The 18,524-nt window shown below is 40.6% G+C and carries 16 protein-coding genes; 6 read left to right on the forward strand and 10 right to left on the reverse strand.

All coding sequences use genetic code 11. The features are described 5' to 3' along the window. The first annotated feature begins 108 nt into the window (after positions 1-108). Together HH214_RS07810 and pnuC are read left to right on the forward strand one after the other, a co-directional pair. Positions 109-2,163, forward strand: coding sequence for a M13 family metallopeptidase (locus HH214_RS07810; protein WP_169606790.1), 2,055 nt, complete (start codon positions 109-111; stop codon positions 2,161-2,163). A gap of 158 nt (positions 2,164-2,321) precedes the next feature. Continuing rightward, positions 2,322-2,948, forward strand: a complete 627-nt coding sequence (gene pnuC, locus HH214_RS07815; protein ID WP_169606791.1) for a nicotinamide riboside transporter PnuC — start codon at positions 2,322-2,324, stop codon at positions 2,946-2,948. Positions 2,949-2,970: 22 nt separating this feature from the next. Here the strand turns inward: pnuC and miaE are convergent, their stop codons facing one another. From miaE to HH214_RS07840, 5 genes are all read right to left on the reverse strand, one after another. Then, entirely contained in the window at positions 2,971-3,570 is a 600-nt protein-coding gene (gene miaE / locus HH214_RS07820) for a tRNA-(ms[2]io[6]A)-hydroxylase (protein WP_248282232.1), read from the reverse strand. Positions 3,571-3,649: 79 nt separating this feature from the next. After that, entirely contained in the window at positions 3,650-4,600 is a 951-nt protein-coding gene (locus HH214_RS07825; RefSeq protein ID WP_169606792.1) for an FUSC family protein, read from the reverse strand. A 51-nt stretch (positions 4,601-4,651) separates the two neighbouring features. Continuing rightward, on the reverse strand, positions 4,652-5,224 hold the full coding sequence (gene nadD, locus HH214_RS07830; protein ID WP_169606793.1) for a nicotinate (nicotinamide) nucleotide adenylyltransferase: 573 nt from the start codon (positions 5,222-5,224) through the stop codon (positions 4,652-4,654). A gap of 125 nt (positions 5,225-5,349) precedes the next feature. Next, positions 5,350-5,913, reverse strand: coding sequence for a guanylate kinase (gene gmk, locus HH214_RS07835; protein WP_390622377.1), 564 nt, complete (start codon positions 5,911-5,913; stop codon positions 5,350-5,352). A 91-nt stretch (positions 5,914-6,004) separates the two neighbouring features. Further along, on the reverse strand, positions 6,005-6,868 hold the full coding sequence (locus HH214_RS07840; RefSeq protein ID WP_169606794.1) for a YicC/YloC family endoribonuclease: 864 nt from the start codon (positions 6,866-6,868) through the stop codon (positions 6,005-6,007). 253 nt (positions 6,869-7,121) lie between these two features. Between HH214_RS07840 and HH214_RS07845 the strand changes: the two genes are divergently transcribed. Then, on the forward strand, positions 7,122-7,880 hold the full coding sequence (locus tag HH214_RS07845; protein ID WP_169606795.1) for a hypothetical protein: 759 nt from the start codon (positions 7,122-7,124) through the stop codon (positions 7,878-7,880). A 25-nt stretch (positions 7,881-7,905) separates the two neighbouring features. Here the strand turns inward: HH214_RS07845 and rnc are convergent, their stop codons facing one another. The 3 genes from rnc to HH214_RS07860 are packed head-to-tail and all read right to left on the reverse strand — an operon-like array spanning position 7,906 to position 10,155. Further along, entirely contained in the window at positions 7,906-8,631 is a 726-nt protein-coding gene (gene rnc, locus HH214_RS07850) for a ribonuclease III (RefSeq protein WP_169606796.1), read from the reverse strand. Between the two features lie 12 nt (positions 8,632-8,643). Further along, positions 8,644-9,897, reverse strand: coding sequence for a beta-ketoacyl-ACP synthase II (gene fabF / locus HH214_RS07855; protein WP_169606797.1), 1,254 nt, complete (start codon positions 9,895-9,897; stop codon positions 8,644-8,646). A 21-nt stretch (positions 9,898-9,918) separates the two neighbouring features. Beyond that, the gene (locus HH214_RS07860) at positions 9,919-10,155 is read right to left on the reverse strand and encodes an acyl carrier protein (protein WP_008508386.1); all 237 of its coding nucleotides are present in this window, start codon (positions 10,153-10,155) and stop codon (positions 9,919-9,921) included. Between the two features lie 145 nt (positions 10,156-10,300). Here HH214_RS07860 and HH214_RS07865 point away from each other — a divergent pair, with 145 nt between their 5' ends. From HH214_RS07865 to HH214_RS07875, 3 genes are all read left to right on the forward strand, one after another. Then, positions 10,301-10,723 (forward strand): IPExxxVDY family protein, encoded by a 423-nt coding sequence (locus HH214_RS07865; protein WP_169606798.1) that lies wholly within the window; start codon positions 10,301-10,303, stop codon positions 10,721-10,723. A 69-nt stretch (positions 10,724-10,792) separates the two neighbouring features. Further along, on the forward strand, positions 10,793-12,229 hold the full coding sequence (pyk, locus tag HH214_RS07870; protein WP_169606799.1) for a pyruvate kinase: 1,437 nt from the start codon (positions 10,793-10,795) through the stop codon (positions 12,227-12,229). A 320-nt stretch (positions 12,230-12,549) separates the two neighbouring features. Then, positions 12,550-13,344 carry a DUF3108 domain-containing protein gene (locus HH214_RS07875; RefSeq protein WP_169606800.1) on the forward strand — a complete coding sequence of 265 codons (795 nt, stop codon included), beginning with the start codon at positions 12,550-12,552 and terminating at the stop codon, positions 13,342-13,344. 116 nt (positions 13,345-13,460) lie between these two features. Here HH214_RS07875 and HH214_RS07880 read toward each other — a convergent pair whose 3' ends face one another. Together HH214_RS07880 and HH214_RS07885 are read right to left on the reverse strand one after the other, a co-directional pair. Continuing rightward, complete coding sequence (locus HH214_RS07880) at positions 13,461-15,551, reverse strand: LruC domain-containing protein (RefSeq protein WP_169606801.1); 2,091 nt, start codon at positions 15,549-15,551, stop codon at positions 13,461-13,463. Positions 15,552-15,840: 289 nt separating this feature from the next. Then, complete coding sequence (locus HH214_RS07885) at positions 15,841-17,958, reverse strand: LruC domain-containing protein (RefSeq protein WP_169606802.1); 2,118 nt, start codon at positions 17,956-17,958, stop codon at positions 15,841-15,843. Positions 17,959-18,524: the final 566 nt, after the last annotated feature.

The following is an 18,524-nucleotide window of genomic DNA, read 5'->3' on the forward strand; positions in this document are numbered from 1 at the left end:
ATAGCTCTTTAAGTGCTTTTGTAAAAAATACATAGGTAATTAGTTTAGACAGCTGTCTCACAGGTATTAAATCTTAATTTTAGGGGATTTTTATTCTCATCATTTATAATGACTAAAATTTCTACTAAAACGTTGATTTATGCGGCTACCATTACTGCTTTAGGCTTATCAGCCTATACAGTTGCGCCGCTTATTGATCCTAAAAATGATCCGGTTTACAAAAACTTGGATACTTCCGTAAAGCCGGGTGATAACTTTTTTGAATATGCCAATGGCGGTTGGATTAAGCGCAACCCTATTCCGGCAGCTTACTCCAGCTGGGGTATTGGTAACGAAGTAGGTGAAGAAATTCGTGAACGCTTACGTAAAATTAACGAGGACGCCGAAAAAGCCAATGCACCTAAAGGTTCTGCCTCACAAAAAATAGGCGACTTTTACTACAGTGGCTTGGATACAGTAACCATCGAAAAGGAAGGTATTGCCCCTATTCAATCCGAGCTGGCCATGATTGATGGTATTAAGAATGTACAGGATATTCTGCATGTATCGGCCTACCTGAACACTTATGGCACTCGCGGCATTATAGGCGCTGGTGTAGGGCAAGATGCTAAAAACAGTACTAAAATGATGGTGCACCTGCGTCAGAGTGGTTTAGGTTTGGCTAATCGCGATTATTACTTCCGTACAGATGCCCGCACTACCCGCATTCGGGAAGATTACCGTACCAAGCACTTGCCTGCCATGCTGAAGTTAGCGGGCTGGAATGAGCAAATGGCAACTCAAGGTGCCGAGAGCGTATTCAAAATTGAAAAGTACCTGGCTGAGAACAACCGTAAGTTGGAAGACATGCGCGATCCTTACCGCAACTACAATAAAATGTCAGTAGCGCAACTTAATCAGTTAACACCAGAAATCAGTTGGCCAGTACTATTTAAAGATTTAGAGCTGAAAGCTGTAGATTCAGTAATTGTAGGTCAGCCAGAATATTATAAAGCTGTAAACACCGCCTTAAAAACCTTTGGCATTGATGACTGGAAAGCTTATTTGCGCTGGAAAGTAATTTCTACAAACGCCAGTTACCTGAGCAAGGCTATCGAAGATGAAAACTTCCGTTTCAGTGGTACTGTACTATCAGGTCGTAAAGAACAACTGCCACGCTGGAAACGAGTGTTGGATACGGAAAATGGCATCATGGGTGAAATTTTAGGCCAGCTGTTTGTAAAGGAATACTTCCCGGTACAGGCTAAAGCCCGTTATACGCAGATGGTAGAGAATGTTCGGATCGCTTTTCGCGAGCATATTGAGAAGTTAGATTGGATGAGCCCGCAAACCAAGCAAAAAGCGCTTACCAAATTAAACGCCGTTCACCCTAAAGTGGGCTACCCTGACCATTGGAAAGATTTCTCCACGTTGGTTATCGATCGTAAATCATACGCTGGCAATGTGATTCGGGCACGCCACTGGGCTTATCTGAACAGCGTAAACAAGTTAGGCAAACCGGTTGACCACCAGGAATGGAACATGACGCCGCAAACTTACAATGCCAACTACAGCCCATCCAACAATGAAATTACCTTACCTGCTGCACAGTTCATTATTCCAGGTGTTAAGGATGCTGATGTAGATGATGCTGTGGTATATGGTTATGCAGCCGCTTCTACTATCGGACATGAAATCACCCATGGGTTTGACGATCAAGGCCGGCAGTTTGATGCCAAAGGTAACTTGAAAGCTTGGTGGACACCACAGGATTCAGCCAAATTTACTCAACGAGCCCAGTTGCTGGTAAACCAGTTTAACAACCAAGTAGTGCTGGATAGCTTGCATATAAACGGTAAAGCTACGCTAGGCGAAAACATTGCCGACTTAGGCGGTATTGTAATTGGCTTAACGGCTTTCGAAAAAACACAGCAGTACAAAGAGGGTAAGCCCATTAATGGTTTAACGCCATTGCAACGTTTCTTTTTAGGCTATGCATTGGGCTGGTTGGGCCATACGCGTAACGAGGCCTTAGCTAACCAGATTTTAACTGATGTACACTCCCCTGGCTTTTTACGGGTCAATGTACCTTTTACTGACGTGCCTGAATTTTATACCGCCTTTCAAATTAAGCCCGGCGATAAAATGTGGGTTGATCCGGATAAGCGAGTAAAAATTTGGTAAGTTAACCTTTTCCATGTCATGGCAAGCGGTAGCGTGGCAATTCCGTAACTGGATTGATGAGCTTTACAGTTCCGTCATATAGGTTGACATATTTTATACTAACAACATTCATTCAGCAGCGGCGAAGCAAAACTTTACCGCTGCTGTTATATTTAAGTATGCAGGTATTCCACATATTGGTTGATTGGTTTCACCAGCAAAGCTGGCTGGAATTAATAGGCGTAGTTACGGGTTTGCTTTGCGTATATCTTGCCGCCATTAACAATATCTGGAACTGGCCTTTTGCCATTATTAATACGGCCATTTACGTTTACATTTTCGGTCATGCGGCACTATATGCCGATATGGGGCAGAATGCCTATTTGCTGATTATTAACATTTATGGTTGGTATTACTGGAGCAGGCAGCCCCAAAATGCGCCTAAAGTCCTTATTAAGCTCATGAGCCGCAAGCAGGTGTTGGCATTTATCCTGATTGTTGCGCTGATTACGCCTGTTTTGGGCTTTGCGCTTACTCAATTAGCTCCCCTATTGCATTATCAGCCGGCTGCTTACCCTTACCTGGATAGCTTTTGTACGGTATGTAGCCTGGTAGCCCAAATATATATGGCCCGTAAGGTGCTGGAGAATTGGTTAATCTGGATTTTTGTGGATATTATATACGTAGGCGTTTACTTGAGCAAACACCTGCAGCCTACGGCTTTCATGTTTGCCGTATATGCTATTATTGCCTTATTAGGCTATTTTGATTGGCGTAAAGAGTATGGGACTCAAGGCAAAGCATAAAGCTTTACCCTGAACTTTACTGTTAACCGTGTATAGTTTCTTTTTTGCCATAGTTCTGTATAACTTGAGCCTCGTAAGCTAAAAAGGCGGTCCAACGGGATTCTACGTCAATACCACCGGCATGTTTTTTAGCCAAGCGTATAAAGGTGGTATAGTGCGTAGCCTCGCTAATCATCAGCTCGTGGTAAAAAGCCGCCAGCTCATCATCATTAATATTTTCTGAAAGCACTTTAAAGCGTTCGCAACTGCGCGCTTCAATCATGGCTGCAAACAACAGCCGATCAATCAACTGCTCTTTACGGCTACCGCCCTTTTTCAAAAACTTCAGTAGTTCGCCAACATAATCATCCTTACGTTCTCGGCCTAACACATAGCCACGTGCCAGAATAATATCATGTACCCGCTTAAAATGGTCCATCTCTTCCTGCACCAGCAAAGCCATTTCCTGTACTAAGTCGCTTAAATCAGGATTTTGTACAATCAGGGTAATGGCATTACTAGCCGCTTTCTGCTCACAAAAAGCATGATCGGTTAAAATTTCTTCAATATTGCTTTCTACCACATTGGTAACCCAGCGTGGGTCGGTAGGCAATTGCAGTTTCAGGATAGTTTTCTCGCTCACAGTAACAAAATTACAGAATATGGAATCAACAGCCAAGTGTTAGGGTAGCAACAAAAAGTTTATGGTTATTAAAACCATTTCAATGACTTATAACGCTCCGGTACTTTCTTTTTAAATCCTTCTCCAAGTTACTAAATACGTAATCGTGCTCTTGTCTAATCCCCATCTTTTCTAAGGGCTCCCAGTACCAGCGAGGTGTAAGTACAGAGGTGTAAGTGGTTATCCTGGTCATTTTACATTGGTGAGCACCTACGCTATCAAAGTAGTAAATGGCCTGCTTAAACCCCAGCCACTTACGGCCTATTAAGTTGTAATTTACCACATCCATTTGCAATACTTTACCCTTCTGCAAGCGCGTAATCTTCTCAACAATAGTACCTCCTCCAAAATCGGCATTACTTAATCGGCCACCTTTAAAATAACAAGTTCTTAACCCTCCCACTTCCTCCTTTTCCAGTACACATTTAGTAGGTATAGGTAAATCAAAGTTCATTAAAAAGGGCTTATCAGCATCTAAAGTATCTACAGATTTGATAGCATCATATACCTGTTGCGACGTGTAATTAAACACACCTACTGTTTTAACTTCAATAATAGCTTGCTCATCTTTACGGATGCGTTGTTCTACAGGTGCTGCTATCAGAAAAGGGATCAGGGGTATTAGCAAAACAGGAAGCAGGTTAGTTGATTTAATTTCATCATAACGTTTTGCCAAATGGGTAACAATATAACCTATACAAATAATTGGAACTACAATGGGTAAAGTCATTACAATACATAGCAGTCCTGAAAGCCCTGGTACGTATAGTCCCATCAAACAAATGATTGTAGCCACAATAGCACCGATCAGTACATACCGGGTATTGGGTATGGCACCTATTGCTAAACCTAATATAAGCGGCAACAAAATGAAAAGTACCCAGCTATAATATACCCATCCCAGAAACAAGAATGTAATGCCTGTACCTAGAAAGATGAAAGTTAAAATAATGGAAAGCTGAAAGCTTCTGTCTTTAAGTATTTGCTTCATGGTTGATTTGCCTACTTGCTGTGGAGCCAGCATACATCATAGGCAATATACTTATTTATACAAATTTTTACTCTCCATAAATTGCAACACTGCATCGGGCACAAAATATTGTACGTTTTTGCCGGCAGCTATGGCGTTGCGGATGAAGGTAGCCGAAAGTTCCATCAGCGGCGTCATGGTAATAGTTACGGATGGATGTGAAGCCAGATCGGCGTTTTCATATCCCGGACGCGGATAAACATAAATCCGGTAATCGCGTAAAATAAGTTTGTAGTTTTTCCACTTGTGCAAACTGGCCAGGTTATCTGACCCCATAATGAGCACAAACTCATGCTGCGGATATTTTTCTTTCAGGTAAGTAAGTGTATCAATAGTATAGGAAGGCTGAGGTAATTTCAGTTCTGCATCACTCACCTCAATATTTTCAGCGTTATCGGTAGCCAGCCGGGCCATTTCCAGCCTATCATAAGTATTAATCAGGCTACCGTACTTTTTTAACGGGTTTTGCGGAGTAACCACTAACCATACTTTATCCAGTTCGGTATGGTTAGCCATATAATTAGCAATTATTAAGTGTCCAATATGAATAGGATTAAACGAACCAAATAACAGCCCTATTTTCATGTCAGCAGTGGTTTACAGTTCCAGAGAAAATATCATGATAAGCTATTAAGCAGCAATTTCTACACGGATAAAACAGTTTAGAAACTGCTACTTTACTGCTCGCAGTAACCTAATGGTTTATATTTTTATTTCCTTAAAAAATCACTTACTAGTTGTTCTGCCTCTTTGCAAGCTACTTCCAGGTCGTAGTTTTTAAGAATAACATCAAACTTTGGAGCATAGTTCAGCTCTTTACCAGCTTTTTCAAAACGTTCTTTCAGTTTGGATTCACTGTCGGTACCCCGGCCGGTCAGGCGTTCCATCAATACTTCTAATGATGGTGGCTGTACAAATATAGCCAGCGCTTGATCTTGATATTTACGTTTTAAGTGCAGACCGCCTTCTACATCAATATCAAAAATCACGACTTTACCGTTTTTCCAGATCCGTTCAATTTCCTGACGTAGCGTTCCGTAAAACGTGCCCGAATATACTTCTTCAAATTCTACAAACTGTTTTTTGGCAATACGGTGCAAAAATTCTTCTTTGCTGATAAAGTAATAGTCTGAGCCGTTTTTCTCATCTCCCCTAGCTTCGCGAGTAGTGGCTGATATAGAAAATTCCAGTTCCGGGAACTTGGTAAGCAAATGATGTACAATAGTGGTTTTGCCGGCACCCGAGGGAGCAGAAAATATAAGCAGTTTACTCATGTTAATTATTAAATTATTAGGGTATGTATTATTGGTTACTTAAATTATTGCTATACAAATAATTTCATAACCTAATAACATAGTAGCCGCACTACAGTACGTTCAATAGTTGTTCTTTTATTTTTTCCAGTTCTTCTTTCATGCCTACTACCAGCTTTTGTATGGCAGCATCGTTTGCTTTAGAACCCAGGGTGTTAATTTCACGACCAATTTCCTGCGAGATAAAGCCTAGTTTTTTACCATTTGCATCAGCACTTTTCAGGGTTTCCATAAAGTATTGGCAATGGGTTTTCAGGCGAACTTTCTCTTCTGTAATATCTAGCTTATCAATATAATAGATCAGCTCCTGTTCAAAGCGGTTCTTATCAATATTTTCGCTACCTGCAGCATCAGCCAAATATTGGTTCAGGCGTTCGCGTATTAGTGGGATGCGTTTAGGATCTTCAACTTCTACTTGTTCCAGATTAGACAATATTAAACCTATACGATGGGTTAGATCCTGCTGCAATACTTTACCTTCATCGGCTCTGAACTGCTGAAAAGCTGCTAATGCCTGCTGAAAGGTTTTTTCTACCAGCTTCCATTCCTCTTCAGTAATAGTATCTTCACTATATTTTACTACTTCGGGTAAGCCCAGCGCTAGTTGTAACAGGTTACCGGCAGGCTCATTAAGTTCGGTGCTTACTGCCTGTAATTGTTCGTAATAGTGTTTCAGCAAGGCCGTATCAATACCAGCTGCTTTAACAGCCGAACCGGTTTGCTCGGTATGTATAGACAGATTTACTTTACCGCGTTCCACCTGTTTGCTGCACTCGGTGCGCAATTGAAACTCTTTTTCGGAAAAAGCTTTGGGAATACGCAATGACAGCTCCAGAAATTTGCTGTTCAGCGATTTGATCTCAACGGTGTATTTGGTGCTGCCCGAATCAAATACAGCAATTCCATACCCTGTCATGGATTTTATCATGTGCAAAGATAGAGATTTTTGTGATTAGTTAGAAAATAGGTGATTCTGTTGGCTATGAAGGCCATAAAATAGTTATGAAGTGCGTTATAAGATTAATATTTATTGCTCAAGTTTTATTGAAAGCTGATTTACTACTGCCAACGTTCGGCATCTATCTATAATGCTATTAATTAATACATCAGCTTTCCTTAACTTATTTTAACAACTCTACTTTTTCAGAATGCCTATCTTTGCAGGAAACATGTTTATGCTAATATTAACCAGAACCTTATTAATTGTATTGTGCCTAAGCTTACTAACCAGTATAGCTCTTGCACAAGCGCCAATTACGGTGAAAGGGCTGGTTTTTAACCAAAGCTCGGCCGTAAGGTTGGCTCAGGTTACTATAGCTAACCGGCACAACCAAACTTATGCTACCACCAATAACCTGGGCGAGTTCAGCATTCAGGCTGCTATAGGCGATAGCTTAATGATTTTTAAAGCAGGATTTACTGAACAGAAGATAGCTGTAAAAAGCACGCAAGATTTAATGATTTCGTTGATACCAGTTACGCAGTTAGCGGATGTTATCATTAAATCTACCTCTAAAAGGCAGGAACAGCAGCAAACGATGGATGTGTACCGCAGCAAGGGTATTTATTTTGATGGGAAGCCGCCGCTTTTGGCCGGACTAGGTTCACCAGCTACTGCTTTGTATGAATTGTTTGGCAAAGGCCCAAGGCAGGCACGCCATTTCAGCAACTATATTAAGCGGGAGAATGAACAAACTGCTATTAACCGGCGCTACAATAAAGAGTTGGTAAAACGGGTAACTAACCTAAATGATGAAGAAGCCCAGCAACTGGTAGAGGCCTACCGCCCTACGCCGGAAGAAATCACTAAATGGAGTGATTATGATTTAATTCAGTTTATCAAAAAATCGGTGGTTAGCTTCAAAACGCCTTCAGGTTTAAAACCTCTGCCTAAACTACCGTCAGCTTCTGAAGCGCCAAAATCATGATTAAATAAAGTAGTTGAGTAGTTTTTTAAATCCCTAAAGCTTCGCAAGCCTTTTCGGCAGCTAGTTTTTCAGCATTCTTTTTACTGAATTCTTTTCCTTGCCCTACTACTTCGCCATCAATATTTACCTGTACGGTAAACAATTTATTACTTTCCCCATCTTGATTTTGAGCCACTTCAAACAACACATCTTTACCATGACGCTGGCACCACTCAATTAATTTACTCTTGAAATTAGTTTCGGTTTGCTCAAGCGTATGAATATCAATATGCGATTTGATGATGTGATTAATCAAGAAGTTCTTGGTAAAATCGTATCCTTTATCCAGATATACGGCACCTACCAGCGCCTCAAAGGCATCGCCCATTAATGAACCCTGGCGGGTCGCATTAATCATGCGGTTATCATACTCCACCAATTGTTCAAAGCCTAGCTTGCGGCCTAGTTGGTTCAGGTTGTTACGGTTTACCATTTTGGAGCGCAGCTCGGTTAAAAAGCCCTCGTCTTTATACGGGTACATTTTAAATAATACCTCGGCTACAACGCTGCCCAGTACGGCATCACCCAAAAACTCCAACCGCTCGTTACTGTTTTTAACGCCTTGCTTTACGGATTTAGCTACTGACTTGTGCCGGAAAGCCAAACGGTATAAAGACAAATTGCCCGGCACGAAGCCGAGCAAATTTTTTAAAGTTCTGACGTATTTACGGTGAGGAGATAAGTATAACTTATATAACCGGCTAACAGGCATTCAGATTACCAATTATTCTTCGTATTTTTTGAATATAACCGAAGCATTATGGCCACCAAAGCCAAATCCATTACTTTGTGCTGCGCGTACTTCCCTTTGCTGTGCTTTATTAAAGGTAAAGTTAATACGCGGATCAAAAGCCGGATCATCCGTAAAGTGGTTGATAGTTGGCGGTATCACATCATTTTTTACAGCCAAAATAGCTGCAATAGCTTCAACTGCACCAGCAGCACCCAGCAAGTGGCCTGTCATGGATTTGGTTGAACTGATGTTGATACGATAAATCTCATCACCATACGCCTGCTGTATAGCTTTTATCTCCTGAGGGTCGCCCAGTGGGGTTGATGTACCATGTACGTTCACATAGTCAATGTCGGCAGGTGTTAAACCGGCATCTTCCAGCGCCGCTTTCATTACCAGGGTAGCGCCTAAACCTTCAGGGTGCGGAGCCGTCATGTGATAAGCATCGGCACTCATGCCGCCGCCTACCATTTCAGCATAAATTTTAGCACCACGGGCTTTAGCGTGCTCCAGTTCTTCCAGTATGATGGTTCCGGCACCTTCACCGGCCACAAAGCCGTCTCGGTCCAGATCAAACGGGCGTGAAGCTGTAGCTGGGTCATCATTACGGGTTGACAGGGCGTGCATAGCATTAAAGCCACCAATACCCGCCTCGTTAATGATAGCCTCTGAGCCGCCACTGATAAACATATTGGCTTTACCTAAACGCAGGTAATTAAAAGCATCGATAAGTGAGTTGTTGGACGACGCACAAGCCGAAACAGTGGTAAAGTTAGGACCACGCAAACCATATTTGATAGAAATATGCCCTGGAGCAATATCAGCTATCATTTTAGGAATAAAGAAAGGATTAAAGCGCGGCGAACCATCCCCTTTGGCAAAGTTTACTACTTCGTCCAGAAAGGTTTTTAAACCACCAATACCTGAACCCCAGATAACCCCGATACGATTGGTATCCAGCTTATCAAAGTCCAGCTCAGCATCTTTTACAGCCTCATCAACAGCATACAGAGCGTATTGAACAAAGGGGTCGAGCTTACGGGCATCTTTACGGCCCAAAAAAGCATCGGCATCAAAGTTCTTTACCTCGCACGCAAATTTGGTTTTGAAATTGGTGGTATCAAAACTCTTAATCAAGGCAGCACCACTCACTCCATTCAACAACCCGTCCCAATATTCAGGAACGGAATTCCCAATTGGAGTAAGCGCACCAAGCCCGGTTACTACAACTCGTTTAAACTCCATTTATTTGGTACCCGGGAGTTCTTATTTAACGTTTTTTTCAAGGTAGGCAATTGCCTGGCCTACTGTACCGATAGTTTCTGCCTGATCGTCAGGAATAGCTACGTTAAATTCTTTTTCAAACTCCATGATCAGCTCTACGGTGTCTAAAGAGTCAGCGCCTAGATCATTTGTGAAACTAGCTTCAGGTGTTACTTCACTCTCGTCAACACCTAATTTTTCTACGATGATAGCTTTTACTCTTGAAGCGATATCAGACATAATCTTATGTTTAATGATTAATAAATTTTCAGTGCAAAGAAAAATAAATTCTGTTAAATATCAAATCTAAAATCTTATGCTTTGTTGTAACAAAATTTCATGGCTACAGTTTCAGTTTGTAATTTTACAGCCCAAATAAATTGCTTTGACCAAGAAGGTTTTAAAATTTGAGATAGACCTTGACTTTGTCCTCGTTGCCATCACGACGTCATTGAAAGATTATCGTGTATGCTATTTTATCAATAAGTATCTCAGATTCAACCTTAAAAAAATACCTGACCTGGCTGTTGATATTTATCAAAGCACTACAGAGCCTGCCTTTTTTTCTATTTACCATTATCAGTGGGAAACTACCGAAACTGATTTTTACTTTATAGCCAACAAAGGCACCGAAGGCTTGCTGATACCAGAAATGCGCGAGATTGATTATTTTTTGATGATACGTAACTATATCGATGAAGGCGACCTGAATTATTTACTCTCGGCGCTTAACCGCATACAGGAAATTATTACCGCAGTAAAGATTGAACCTAAAAAAATAAAATCACACGAAAATCTTTTATTTTAGCACAATTTTTAAAACATAACTGCCATAGTGTTATTGATACACTAGACAGGACATATAACATCCCGATATATGAAATTATCTTACAACCGTACTAAAATTGTGGCTACCATGGGCCCTGCATCTGCAAAAAAAGATGTATTGCTGGCGATGATTAAAGCCGGTGTTAACGTATGCCGCTTAAACTTTTCGCACGGCCGGCCTGAGGACCACCAGAAAACGATTGATTTGATTCGTGAGCTTAACGAACAATATAAAACCAACATCAGCATTCTGGCCGATTTGCAAGGCCCCAAAATCCGTATCGGTTTGGTAAAAGATGGTGGCATTCATTTGGTAAATGGCAAGCACATTACCATGACCACCAATGAGTGTATTGGCGATGACAACCAGATTTATATTACTTACGACACCTTTCCGCAAGATGTACAGGCCAACGAAATTATTTTGTTAGACGACGGAAAGCTGCAATTGAAAGTAATTGAAACTAACCGTAAAGATAAAGTAGAGTGTGAAGTTATACACGGTGGTATTTTAACCTCACGTAAAGGTGTGAACCTACCTAACACTAAAGTATCTATCCCTAGCTTAACTGAAGAAGATTTAGTAAACCTGCAATTTGCCCTGCAAAATGATGTAGAGTGGATCGGTTTATCATTCGTACGTACCGGTGAAGATATTGTGGAACTGAAACGCATCATCAGTCGCAGTGGTAAAGCATCTAGAGTAATTGCTAAAATTGAGAAACCGGAGGCTATTGAAAATATTGACGCCATTGTTGCCGCTACAGATGGCGTAATGGTGGCCCGTGGTGACTTGGGTGTTGAAATGCCGCTTGAAGAAGTGCCTTTACTGCAAAAAATGATTGCTCGTAAATGCCGCGCTGCTTCTAAACCGGTAATTGTAGCTACCCAGATGCTGGAAAGCATGATAACTACACCACGCCCTACCCGTGCTGAAGTGAACGACGTTGCCAACTCTGTACTGGATGGCGCTGATGCTGTAATGCTAAGCGGCGAAACTTCAGTAGGTGAGTTTCCGGTAATTGTAATTGAAACTATGGCTAAAATTGTGCGTAATGTGGAAGAACGCGGTTATCCGTTTAATACACCAAAGCATTCTCTTACCGACCCATCATCACCTAACTACCTGAGCGATGCGGTATGTGAATCAGCCGTTCACTTAGCTGAGCATTCAAATGCGATAGGTATTGTATCCATGACTTTCTCTGGTTACACAGCATTTCAAATATCTAGTCACCGCCCTAAGGCTAACACTTACATCTTTACTTCAAACAGAAACTTACTAAATGCATTAAGCCTGCTTTGGGGTGTAAAAGCTTTTTACTACGACGAACTGGAAAGCACTGATAAAACCATCAGCGATGTAAATAACATTCTGAAAGCAGAAAACCTGGTTGAAATTGGCGATGTAGTCATCAACACTGCTGCCGTGCCAATTGCTAATCAAGGCAAAACCAATATGCTGAAAGTTACGGTAGTTGAATAACCACTAAACATTCAGTTCAAAAAAATGGAGGTTTGATTAAACCTCCATTTTTTTATAGGTAAATCCGGCATCCGGAACATCTCTTAATATATTCTTGCCTTACAGGCTTTAGCTCTCAAATTTTCCATGCTGGAAAAATGATAGCTCCAATATAGCTGCACAATAGTCATACCTCTCCTTGCTTTTATTTAATAATCAGACTCTTATCTAAACTAAAGGTTTATTTTATTATTGTAATAAGTAATTCCATTTTCGCTTTAATAATGATGTAACATTTTGAATGTATGCCATGTCCAACATGTATTCAACAACTTATCATTATGTTAAAGCCCTATTATCATTTTTATTTAATAGCCACGCTTTTGCTGGCCACAACGGTAGCGTACGCACAAACTGACACCATCAATTTCAGCAACCGCCGGTTAAACACAGCTTATCTTACACCTGGCTTAAAACAGTATTTAGTTTACACACAAAACCCATTGCGGCATAAAACACTTGGCTTAGGCTACTGGGTGCGTGATGTACAGGTACAAACCCGGCAGCACAAAAAAGTATTTGTTATTCAACAGCACTGGTACGGGAATGACACGCTTAATTATCGCACGGTTACTTCGGTGAATCAGGCCGACAATTTTGCGCCAATCTATCATGCCGAAACGGTAAAAGGCATCACTAAAGCTTACAATTGGAATGCAGCCAGCATGAGCGGAGCCGATACTGTAATGAACAATGCAGCCAAAAGCTTCTCGTTAAACTTCAAGGTTCCTAATTTTAATTGGAATTTGGATATGGAAACGTTTGAGATGCTTCCTTTAGCCGCCGGTAAAACGTTTGCCATCAATTTTTACGATGCTGGCATAGGTACACCAGAATACGTTATTTACCAAGTACAAGGCAGCGAACCGCTGATACTATTGGACAACCAGAAGGTAGATTGCTGGAAGCTTTTTTATGAAGGTAAAATGCCCAATGGCGCCCCATATACGCAAACCTTCTGGATCAGCAAGAAATCGCATGAAATGCTTAAAGAAGAAGACGTGGCTGGCGGTTTAATACGTTATAAAATTAAGCTGCCTGGTACTACGCCTGATATCGTAAGCCGATTTAAATAAACCTGTATATTAAACATTTACATGGCTGGATAAAAGCTTAACATAGGCACAAACCAGAACAAATAAAAAGAGCCTGCTGTGAACAGCAGGCTCTTTTTATTTTATAGCTATAAAATTTATTTTGAATAAATTTTGCTAGCGTCACGGTAACCGGCAGCAGTGTTGCTGTACCAGTCAGTGTAAGAGGTACCACCTATACCTGCCCAGTCTGAGAAGTGCAGGAAGGCTTTATCTATACTAACACCTTCGTATGGATAGTTAAAGGTACTAGTAAATTGAATAGCCCAAGGCCAGTTTTCTTTTGAAATATAGTATTTGCTGCTTGACGGAACAGATGAGTCATCATCAGTACCAAACAGCTTAGTGGTAGCTTTGTCTGTTGGTGCAAAACCTGGTAAGTGCACCTCATACCCTCTGCGCAAGTTGCTGATCAGGAATGGGTTGAAAGAGGCTGGCAATAAGCTGGCTTGATCAACAGGTGAAGTCAGGTTAACTTGTACAGTTGCCACATCACTGGTTACTTTATCTTTTGAAGCTAAAGTATTAATCAGGTATGAACCGTCAGGGTTTTTGATTAAAGCTTCGTGGTTATCAAACGGAATGATTACTGCTTTGCTTTGACCAGATTCAACACCATTGCTAGCCATAGTGATATAGTTGCTGATAGCTTTCTGACCTGTTACTGAAGATACAGCTGAGGCAGCAATAGGCAATTGTACACCAAAACCGTTATGGAAAGAAGCACCTGCAGCAGCAATGCTATATTCACCTTTAAAGTCAACTACCTTGTTGCTTGCATTATTTTCGAAAGTGTAACGATAGTTTACCACCAAGTCATTCAAGTCATAATCGCCTTTTAATGGCCAGTTATCTTCAAAAGCAATGTTAGCATAAGTGCTTGCTGATGGATAGTAGCTGATATAAGCACGGGTAGCATCATTAGGGAAGGCATCTTGTGCATCTAAAACACCGTCACCATCGCTGTCACCAGCTTTGTCCACTGTAGATACACCATTAGTTGATATACCACTTACCGGATTAGATGAAGCATAAATTACAACATCGTTAAAATCATTATCTGACTCAGTTTGTCTGTTTAAATCCTCAAAGCCTATCAAAAATACTTTATGCACATCATCATAAAGCGTTACTGTATGCTTTTTAGTAGCTGTAGTAGTTTCAGGATTCAGTGCATAATCTGAATAGAACTTAACAGTATTGGTAATTACACCACTGGTGGTGCTCCAAGAGTTTTGCAACAGTACAAAACCGATAGAAGTACCTGCACTGAAACGGCCTAATTTTACTTTATCACCAGAGTTTAAGCCCCCGGCTGAACCCACTGCAGAAGCATTAGGGAAAATTAAAGTAATTTTATCGATATCAGCAGTACTGGTTGGCGGATTGCCGGTTGTATAAGTATAATAACCTAAGCTGCTTACTAAACCTGCACCTTCAGATACAAAGGTAATCCACACGTCTGATGTTGCAGTAACGTTCAGGTTAGGCGTAGCGCTGGTACTCAAATACTCTGGGTGAGTTTTGGTTAACGGGCTACCTTCTGGTAAAGAAGCATTGATGTATGATAACAATGAAGCATCAATTACATCCGGAGTGCTTTCCAGATAAACTGGTCTTCCTAATTTAAACGGATAAGTACTGGTGTTTACCACAGCTTGTGATGATGATGTGTATGGGCTTGGGTAAACAATAGTAGGGCTGCTAGTTGCCGATGTAGTTCTGTTAGTGCTTAAGGCAGTACCATTAGCTGTAGTAGTTATATCTTGAGCCTGGATATCGCCGCTGAAGCCGGTTTTACCACCAATAGTAGCAGTAATGCTGTTTGATGAAGAAATTACAGCTTGTGCGTCACGAATTAAACCAACGTAAGCAGGGTCAATAACCAATGTAGAAGTAGAAGCCGGTACGTTTAACGTAGCTTGCAATACACCACTTTTATCAGTTACGCCTTTGAAAATAACATCGGTAGTATTGGTTGGTAAGTAAACGCTTACTACAACGCCTGCTAAAGGTTCGCTGTTGTTGGCTTGCAACGTAAGGTTTAATTTTACATTTTTGCTGGTGACATAGGTAAATCCGTCAGGAGCAATTTTACTGGTAGCACTGGTATCTTGATTTTTATCCTTCTTGCATGATGAAAAGGCTAGGATACCTGCTAACAAAACATAAGTTAAGTTTTGTTTCATATGATAATTAAATTGTTTAAAAGTTTGTTTTCGTTTTTCTGATAGGCAAATAGCCTTCCAATTATTTATATAATTGATTTTCAAGTAGTTATCTAAATAAATTCATTTCCATGCCTCCTTAATGTGGGGAACCCAATTCCCAAAGTGTATAATATTGTGGTGATATTATACGTTACGTGAAACAAATTGTTTCTATTATGAGAAGGCATGATTATTGACAATTTGCTTATAAATAAAATAAAACAGAAAAGCCGCTTAAATAAGCGGCTTTTCTGTTTTATTAATTAAACTACTTGTTGTAAATATTAAGGATATTACGATAGCCTGACACAGTATTGCTATACCAATCGGTGAAAGAGCTACCACCTGAAGATGCCCAATCTGAGAAGTGTAAGAATGATTTATCAATGCTCACACCTTCAACAGGGTAATTGTAGCCACCAGTAAATTGAATAGCCCAAGGCCAGTTGTATTTAGATACATAATATCTGTTGCTGGCTGGCACCGATGAATCATCACCCGTACTAAATAACTTGGTATCTACTTTATCTGTTGGCGCAAAGCCTGGTAAGTGCACCTCATACCCTCTGCGCAGATTACTGATCAGGAATGGGTTGAAAGAGGCTGCCTGCAACTGTGTTTGAGCAATAGGCGTTGTTAAGCTCAGCTTTACTGTAGCTGTACTGCTAGTTACTTTAGCTTTATCAGCTACTGTATTCACCAAATTTGATCCATCAGGATTTTTTGCTAATGCTTCATGGTTATCAAACGGAATAATTACCGCTTTGCTTTGTCCGGCCTCTACGCCATTGCTAGCAAATGAAATATACTTGCTGATTGTTTTTTGACCAGTTACTGAAGCTACAGCTGAAGCAGTGATAGGCAATTGTACACCAAAACCATTTTTGTAAGCAGCACCTGCAGCAGCTACATTGTACTCACCTGTTAAATCAACTACTTGGTTTTGCGCATTGTTAACATAAGTATAACGATAGTTTACTACCAAATCATTCAAGTCATAGTCACCTTTATCAGGCCAGTGATCTTCAAAACCAATGTTAGCAAAGGTATTTTGAGACGGATAGTAGTTAATGTAAGCTCGTTTTGGATCATTAGGGAACTGATCTACATCATCAGGCACACCATCACTATCCGAGTCACCCACACCTTTATCTACACTTGCCACCCCATCATGCGAAATAGCAGTTATAGGGTTCGAGGTTGCATATACCACAACGTCGTTAAAGTCATTATCTGAAGTACCAGTTTGACGGTTCTTGTCTTCAAAACCAATCAGATATACTTTGTGCACATCATCATACAATAATACGGTGTGCTTTTTAGTAGCTGCAGTAGTTTCAGGGTTCAGTGCAGTAGTAGAATAGAATTTGGTGATGCTACTACCGGTATATACACCACTGCCACTCCATCCGCTAGAGATCAACACGAAGCCGATTGATGTACCAGGCTGAAATACACCTAAATGTACTTTATCTCCCCCTTGTAAACCACCACCTGAACCGTAAGCTGATGCATTAGGGAAAATATAAGTAACACTATCAATACCACCATTAGCAGTACCACCAGTATTACTGGTAGGCGGATGCCCGGTTTTGTAAGTGTAAAAACCTAAGGCATTCTTGTTACCAGCACCTTCAGATACGAAGGTAATCCACACATCGGCCTTTGCAGTAATGTTCAAGTCAGGAATAGCTGCACTGGCTAAGTACTCAGGGTGAGTGGTAGTTAAAGCCTGACTTTCTGGCAACGATGAATTTACGTAGCTTAACATGGTTGCATCAATTACATCCGGTGCAAGCAAGTAAGACGGGCGACCTAAGCTCTTCGGATAAGTTTTGGTATCCACAAAAGCATTATCAGCGGTATAGCCTGGCAAATACGCATAGTCTGTGCTTGATGTACCGGTAGTTTGCAGATTTGACGAAGCCGTTACGTAGGTAGCCATATTAGTACTTACATCTTCAGGTACAATATCGCCGCTGAAACCATTTTTACCACCAATGGTAGCAGTAATACTGTTTGATGAAGAAATTACAGCTTGCGCGTTACGGATTAAACCAATATATGATGGATCGATAATCAGTCTGGTAGTTGAAGCGGGCACAGTAACAGTACCTTGCAACACGCCATTTTTATCAGTAATACCTTTAAAAATCACATCAGAGGTGCTGGTAGGCAAATAAACGCTTACCATAACGCCTGCTAAAGCCGTGTTGTTGTTGGCTTGCAAGGTAACATTCAGGTTTACATTCTTGCTGGTTGCAAAGTTAAAGCCGTCGGGGGCAATTTTGTTACTGGAGGTTTGCGTGCTTTGCCCCTGGTCTTTTTTGCAGGAGGTAAACGCAAGAATACCCGCCAGCATAATGCAGGTAAAGTTTTGCTTCATAAATATAATTAAGTAAGGGTTAAATATTTGCTATTTCGAATATCATTGGCGAGATATAAATAACTATTAAGCATTATTATCTGCCGAAAGTGACATGTAGTTTAATGTTGTTAATAAATTATGATAAAGTGGCTCTTGTTCAGGCGTCTTTTACGCAAACTTAACCCATAGAGTTACATCTTCTTTAATCAAAACTTACTAATAATCTTTAACTTAAGAGCAAATAAAACAGACTTTCAGCTGCTGAAAAACCACGCTTGGGGAGCAATTAAGTGTGGTTAAAACACTCTTGGTGTTTTACAGGTGTAAATAGTACACAAAAGAATATAATTAGCAAATAAGCATCACAAGGCACAACAACCACAAACAGCTATCGTAAAGGGCATTTATTCAAAAAAAGATTTTATAAAAATTTCGATCTACCCCTTTATGGGTAGGGCCAACTGGCAAGCTAGAGATAAGTTCTAAGCTGGAGAATAATTTAAACCTGAAGAAAAATATTTATTTTTCAATATTAAATAACCAACACAAATAACCCAAAAATACTCCGCTGTATTAAGAAATAT

This window comes from Mucilaginibacter robiniae (assembly GCF_012849215.1).
Lineage (GTDB): Bacteria > Bacteroidota > Bacteroidia > Sphingobacteriales > Sphingobacteriaceae > Mucilaginibacter > Mucilaginibacter robiniae.